Origin of the sequence: Marivirga sp. (assembly GCF_024636815.1) — a bacterium.
In the GTDB taxonomy this organism is placed as follows: domain Bacteria; phylum Bacteroidota; class Bacteroidia; order Cytophagales; family Cyclobacteriaceae; genus Marivirga.
This window is the reverse complement of record NZ_JAGXGF010000150.1, coordinates 1-7,844: the sequence shown is the minus strand read 5'-3', so window position 1 is coordinate 7,844 and position 7,844 is coordinate 1. Positions and strand designations below refer to the sequence as shown.

The window sequence follows — 7,844 nt, the reverse complement described above, 5'->3', positions numbered from 1 at the left end:
CGTTACCGATTCCCTAACCACCCACTTCCCTATTTTTTGTATGGCTTAAATGAGTGGTGGAAAATATTACCCGAACCCTCTCATTATCCTGATAATGAAAAAATGATTGCTTATTTGGATACCGCACTGTTTTATGCTGAATTCATGAAAGAGCTAGATGAAGATAATATGGAGGCTACTTTCTTTCTAGCCGCAATTCATGGTTTTAAGGGTCGGTTTTATGCTGAGAATCAAAGCTGGACTAAAGCTGCTTTTGAAGCTCGAAATGCCTTAAATTATATGGAAGAAAGCAAAGGCAATAAAAATTTAAGCCCGGAGTTTCTTTTTGGAGATGGTCTGTATAATTATTACGTGGAATGGGTACCAGAACACTATCCAATTCTAAAACCTGTATTAAGATTTTTTGAGGATGGTGATAAAAAATTGGGAGTGGAGCAATTAACTAAAGTTGCCCAAAATGCATTTTATACACGTACAGAAGCCCAATATTTTCTAATGAGAATTTTGGCTTTGGATGAAGGAGAATTAAGAAAAGGATTACAACTTTCAGAGTACCTTCATGAAACATATCCACAAAATGCATATTTCCATCGTTTTTATGCCCGCTTACTTTATACTGCCGGCCGTATTGAAGACTCAGAAAGAGAATGTCTGGAGATATTTCAGAATATTGACAGTGCTAAAACAGGATATGGCGGAACATCTGGTCGTTATGCCGGTTTTTTTCTTGGACAGATCTATGAAAGGCAAGCGAATTTAGATGAAGCTAAAAAATATTATGAAAGGGCTATGATTTCTTCCGAAAGTGTAGGAGAAGAAGAGGCTGGATATTACCTCTATAGCATCTACCATCTTGGAATTATAGCAGAGAAGCAGGGCGAGCCCCAATTGGCCGAAGTATATTATAAAAAGGCAAAGAAAAAAGCAGGTAGGAAGCAAGCAGTTTTTAAAAGTGCAAAAGATAAGTTGAAAGATTTGTAGTTTTAAGGCGTGAAACCAATTGATTTCCTTATAGCGCCCACTGTTTTCTTTGTACTTATGTTTCTTGCGTATGGAATAAGAGAAGTTTCTGCCGATAAGGAAACCAAAAAATATTTTTTCCCAGCGCTATTGTTAAAAATGATTGGGGCCATAGGAGTAGGCCTGATATATCAGTTCTACTATGGTGGAGGGGATACTTTTTCATATTATACTCATGGTGCTGCTCATATAGTAGATGCTTTTTATGATAACTTTTCGGCTGGACTAAAACTCCTGACAGCAAATGGAGAATTTGATGCTGAAACCTATAAATACTCTTCTAAAATATGGATGTATAGAGATACCACCTCTTATTTCATTGTTAGAATAGCCTCTGTTTTTGGGGTTCTTACCTACAATTCTTATGCTGGAGTAGCTTTATTTTTTGCATTTTTCTCTTTTTGGGGTTTGTGGATGATGTATCAATCATTTTGTAACATATACCCGGAATTAAAACTTCAATTTGCCATTGCAATATTCTTTATTCCTACTGTTTTTTTCTGGGGCTCAGGAATTTTGAAAGATACCGTTACCCTAGGTGCTACAGGGTTTTTGGTTTATTCATTTATTCAAATTTTCTTTGAAAGAAGGAAACTGCTTTGGAACATACTGCTCTTTTTACTCTCTATTTATATCATTACATCTGTCAAGCTTTACATTTTTTTATGCTTAATGCCTGCTCTAATTTTGTGGTATTTTTTCTACCGGATAGGAAACATTTCCTCTCTAGTGGCCAGGATCATGGTAGCACCTTTTTTGCTGATTATCGGAGGTGGGACGGCATATTTTGTGGCACTTAAAGCAGGAGAAGACAATAAACGATATGCGCTTGATCAAATAGCAGAAACTGCTCAAGTAACTGCTTATGATATTCGCTACTGGACAGGAAAAGATGCTGGCTCGGGCTACTCATTGGGGAAACTAGACGGTACTTTTGGAAGCATGGTTCGATTAGCTCCTCAAGCCATCAATGTATCCTTATTTCGCCCCTATTTATGGGAAGTAAATAATCCTTTGATGCTGCTTTCCGCTCTGGAGGCATTGTTTTTATTAGGATTAACCATTCGGCTTTTCTACAGGAATAAGTTTATACATATTACTCAAAGTATCCGCTCTCCTATTATTCTTTTTTGTTTAATTTTTGCCATTATATTCGCTTTTGGAGTTGGAATTTCCACCTATAATTTCGGCACACTTTCTCGTTATAGAATTGTGATGGTTCCTTTTTATGTTATGGCCATTTTTATACTCGATTTTCATGCTCAAATGAAAAATTCAAGCAGTGCTGAATAAAGCATCAAAAAAGGCTGTAGTTTTTTTTCTGTCTGTTATCCAAGAGTCTATCTATATTTTATTAATTAATGCTAAGTTTTTATTATATTATTGGTACATTAAACATTCAGTTTCTCCTAATAATTTACCCGCAATGATGTAATTCTTATGGATGCTTTAGAATTTAATAAGTTAAAATTACTGCATGAACAAGTTGAATCTCTAACCAAATCCGGTACTTGGGAGTTAGATTTAGTAGAAAATAATTTAAGCTGGTCTGATGGTGTTTTTCAAATGTTGGGTTATGAACCTCAAGAATTTGAAGTGAGTTTTGAAAAAGGAGTAGAAGTAATTTATCCAAATGATAGAGAGCGGGCTACAGCCTTATTGGAAGATGTTTTGCAAAATGATCAAGAATATTTCATTGAAAAACGATTGCTCACCAAAGCTGGAAATATTATTCATGTTCGCTCAAAGGCCAATATATTCTATGATGATGAAAAAAATCCAATCAAACTTATTGGGGTATTTCAGGATATTAGTGATTTCGTAGAAGCACAAGAACAAATAGTCGAACAGAGTACACTTACTCAAGACATATTAAGAAATCTACCATCTGCCTTCTTCCTTTTCAATGAAAAAGGAGAACACTTATTATGGAACAATCAGTTGGAAGAAATTACAGGCTATAATCATGATGAAATTGCCTCTCTTTCACCATCGGATTTATATCATAGTCAAGAAAAAGATAAGGTTGAATACCACATTAAAGAAGTTCTGGAAAATGGATATACTGAACTGGAAGCATGGTTAACTACTAAAAATAGTGGTGAAGTACCTTTGTATTTTACTGCTTCAACTATTCAATACAAAGGGGAGCGTTGCATTTTCGGTACGGGAACGGACATTAGTAAAAGACTTCATCTTTTACATGAATTGGAATTACTTATTAGCAATACAGATGAGGCCTTCATGTATATCGACCAAGAGCTAAATGTGGTTTCCTATAATGATCAAATGAAATCAACTTATAATTTACTATTTAAAAAGAACCTCAAAAAAGGAATTAAACTCCCGCAATTAGCAAAAAAAGATCAAGTAGAGGAATTAAATACCATTATAAAGCAGGTTTGGAATAAAAAGCAAGCCAAAGCTATTCTCAAAGTTACCCAAGAGGGAGAAAAAAGATATTATGAGCTGAAATTCAAACCCATTTTATCAGAAGACAATAAAGTAAATGGCATATTTATAACTTCACTTAATGTAACAGAAACCCATACTGCCAATATTGCACTTAAAAGAAGTCAGCAAAAGCTACAACATGTACTTGATAGTTCGCTGGATACACTTTGTACAATGGATAAATATGGAGTTTTCCAAATGGTCAGCAGATCATCCGAACAGTTATGGGGCTATGAACCAGAAGAACTTGAAGGAAAGCCTTTCATGAATTTTGTTTATGAGGAAGACAGAGAATTGACTACCGAAGTAACCAAAAACATCGAAAAAGGGAAACTATACCGAAATTTTGAGAATAGGTATATACATAAAAAAGGACATATTGTACCTGTAGTCTGGTCTGCACATTGGGATGAAGAGCAAAACGTAATGCACTGTGTGGCTCGCGATGCCACCGATAAATTAAAAGCAGAGGAACAATTAAAGCAGAGTGAGAGCAGGTTTAGATCCTTAGTTCAGGAAGGTAGTGATTTGATAGCAATATTAGATCTTGAAGGAAATTATACATATGTTAGTCCCACCTCCACCACTATTTTAGGTATTGAACCACATGAACTTATAGGCAACAGTGCTTTTGACTTTATTCACCCCGAAGATAAGAAGTGGGCCATTAAAGAATTTGAAAAGCTAGAAAAAGAAAAGCATATAGTATTATCTCCTTTTCGATTTAAAAATAAAGAGGGCGAGTGGAGATGGCTGGAATCCCAAATTACAAATTTATTTGATGAGCCTTCAGTCCAAGGCATAGTTGCTAATTCAAGGGATGTAACAGAAAGAATTAAAATCGAAAGGGAATTAAAAGAAAAAAAAGAAAGACTGGAGCTAGTAATGAAAGCGGGCTCAGAAAGCATCTGGGATTATGATGCTGTTAAAGATGAATTGTTTTTAGGGAATGGTTATCTCAAGAAGTATGGGGTGAATGGTTCAAAAACACTTAGTAATATTGAGCTCCATGATTCATTAGTTCATCCTGAAGATTTTGAACGCTTTAAGTCTAGCATTACAACTGCACTTAAAGACCCCAAAATTAACGAATGGAAAGAAAGCTATCGTTTTAAGAAAAAAAATGGAGAATATGCACATGTGGAAGACCGTGCAATCATCCTGAGAGATAAGATTGGTAAGGCACTTCGGGCAGTGGGAGCTATAAAAGATATTAGTCAACAATATCTAAACGAAAAACTGGATGCGCTCGAAAAAGAATTGATGGAAGAAAGCATTAGAGCCGACAAGCCTATTCATCAAATACTGCACAAGTATTTATCAGGCATTGATCCCTTATTTCAAGGAATGAAAAGCTCTACGATTTCAATTGAAAATAATAAACTTAAAAACCTCAGCTCTCCAGGATTACCATCAGAATATTTAAATCAAATTGAAAATCTGCCAGTTGGCTTAAACCAAGGATCCTGCGGAACAGCTGCGTATTTAAAGCAACAAGTAATCGTTGCAGATATATTTAAAGATGAAAGCTGGGCCAATTATAAAGATTTAGGTGAGCAATATGGCTTTAGGTCATGCTGGTCAGAACCTATTTTTAACAATAAAGGAGAGGTAATTGCCACTTTCGCCATTTACCATGATGTGGTCAAAGAACCCAAGGATTTGGAAGTAAATATTTTTGAGCGGTCTGCCAGACTAATTTCAATTGTACTTCAAAACTTTGCTTATATAAAGAGTATTCAGGAAAGTAGTGAAAGGTTTGAATATATCAACAAAGCTACAAATAATGCTATTTATGACTGGAACGTAATAGAAGACCATTTTTATTGGGGAAATAGCTTAACCCGTGTTTTTGGGCACAAAATCAATGAAGATAAATTTGGCTTGAGAGACTGGGCAAATTGGTTGCATCCGGATGACCAAGATGAAGTCTTGCAAAACCTAGATATGTTCTTAGCAAATCCAGATGAATCCAAATGGTCTTATGAATATAGGTTTAAAGATGTTAACGACCAATATGCTTATGTGGAAGAAGTTGGTTACTTAATACGTGATGAAAATGGTCAAGCATTAAGAATGATAGGTGCTTTAAGTGACCAAACACAATACAAACAGGAACAATTAAAACAAGAGATACAATATGAACTCTCTCAATTCTTTAAAAGAGATGAAAGTTTAAATAACGTCCTGAAAAAAAGCATAAAATATTTGAGTCAGTTTGGAGGTTTTCAGGCTGGAGAAATTTGGTTGTTGAGCCATAACCAACAAGTACTTCACCTTTCAACTTTTTATGCTAAAAGTGGGGATAAAGAGATTTTTTATAATAACAACACAGGAAAAACCTTTCAACTTGGAGAAGGATTACCTGGGACTGTTTGGAAAACGCTCAAAAATGAAGTTTGGAATGAAATTGATGAAAGCTCGACATTTATTCGACAAAAATTGGCGAAACAAGCTAAATTAAAATCTGCTACTGCTTATCCACTTTTTTACCGCGAAAAAATCATTGGCGTAATGGTGCTGTTTTCAGATGACAAATTGAAAATACATGACCAAAACGTACTGTTCTATAATGGTCTAAAACAATATTTAGGGGCGGAAATAGTGCGTAAGCAACAAGAAGAAGAACTTAGCTTATTCTTTGAAAGTGCACCAGAAATCTTGGCTGTTGTCTCTCCAAATGGAAACTTTGTCAAAGTTAACCCTGCTTTTTGTAATTTATTAGGATATACTGAAGAAGAGCTTACCAGTCAGCCGTTTATCGATTTTATTCATCCAGATGATTTAGAGGAAACCACTGAAGAGTTTGGTGAAACTATTACGGGCGAGCGGCATGCCAATAATTTTATCAACCGTTATAAAACCAAAGATGGAAATTATAAATGGATTTCATGGTTTTCTTCTGATCCTTTTGGTCAAGAAGGATTTGTATTCTCCTATGGTAGAGATGTGACCGAAATGATAGAATTGCAACAAAAAGTTGAAAACGCTACTAAATTAGCGAAAGTTGGAGGGTGGGAAATAAATCAATTAACAGGTGAGAATTACTGGTCACCCATGACCAAACAAATTCACGAAGTACCTAATGATTTTACTCCTAACTTGGATGAAGGAATAAACTTTTATCATCCAAATTTTCAAAGAAAAATAACTAAAGCAGTAGAAAATGCAATTCAAGAAGGAGAAGCATTTGACCTTGAAGCCATTATCATTACTTATAAAGGAAATGAAAAATGGGTCAGGGTGATTGGAAATGCTGAAATGAGAGATGGTGAATGTGTTCGACTTTACGGCAGTTTCCAAGACGTAAATGACCGAAAGATGATAGAACTCCGATTAGAGAATATTTCCAACAATATTCCTGGTGTTATTTTTCAATATCATTTAAAACCAAATGGGGCGGACTTGCTAGATTTTGTAAGTAAAGGTTCGGAAGAAATATTCGGCTTTACTCCAGAAGAGTGCATGGAAAGCACTGATAAGATATGGAAACTTATTGAAGCTGGTGGGGACATGCCTCAGATGAAAGAGACAATACTGAAATCAGCTAAAAATTTGAGCCGATGGCGTGCAGTTTGGAGGTATCAACACCCTGATGGAAATATTTATTGGCAGGAAGGCTTTGGAAACCCCATGGGAAAGCCAAATGGAACCGTTGTTTGGGATGCCATCATTGTAGATATAACGGAGAAAAGAAAAGCAGAAGAACAAATAAGAATAGCTAATTTAGCATTAGAGAAGCATGCGCGGGATTTGGAGATTTCCAATTCGGAACTAGAACAGTTTGCTTATGTGGCTTCCCACGATTTGCAAGAACCCTTAAGAATGGTCTCTGGGTTTTTAACCCAATTAGAAAAAAAATATGGGGATCAACTGGATGAAAAGGCTAACCAATACATAGATTTTGCTGTTGATGGAGCAAAAAGAATGCGTCAAATCATTTTAGATTTATTAGATTATTCTAAAATTGGTAAAACTGAACAGCTAATAACAGAGGTTGATTTAAATGAAGTAGTCAATGAAGTTTGTTTGTTGCAAAGAAAGCAAATTGAAGAGTCGGGCGCTAATGTTGAATTTAAAGATTTACCTAAAATTAAAGGTCATCTATCACCGCTAGTTCAAATTTTTAGTAATTTAATTTCAAATTCCTTAAAATATAGAAACCCAGAAATTCCTCCGAAAATTATTATCAAAGCAAAGGAGCTAAAAACGGAATGGAAATTTTCCATTCAAGACAATGGTATTGGTATTGAAGAGGAATATCTTGAGAAGATTTTCAATATTTTTCAACGACTTCATAATAAAAATGAATATTCAGGTACTGGTATGGGCTTGGCAATCGTTAAAAAAATAATTGAAAACTTAAATGG

The 7,844-nt window shown here is 35.2% G+C and carries 3 protein-coding genes; all 3 read left to right on the top strand.

Annotation, left to right across the window (positions count from 1 at the left end):
* Positions 1-981, top strand: a 981-nt coding sequence (locus Q0L29_RS11150; RefSeq protein WP_296621667.1) for a M48 family metallopeptidase, incomplete at its 5' end; no start/stop codon positions are given.
* 57 nt (positions 982-1,038) lie between these two features.
* A complete protein-coding gene (locus tag Q0L29_RS11145; RefSeq protein ID WP_296621665.1) occupies positions 1,039-2,313 on the top strand; it encodes a hypothetical protein in 1,275 nt (424 codons plus the stop codon).
* 147 nt (positions 2,314-2,460) lie between these two features.
* Positions 2,461-7,844 (top strand): PAS domain S-box protein (locus tag Q0L29_RS11140; protein ID WP_296621662.1); only part of this gene is annotated, 5,384 nt, incomplete at its 3' end.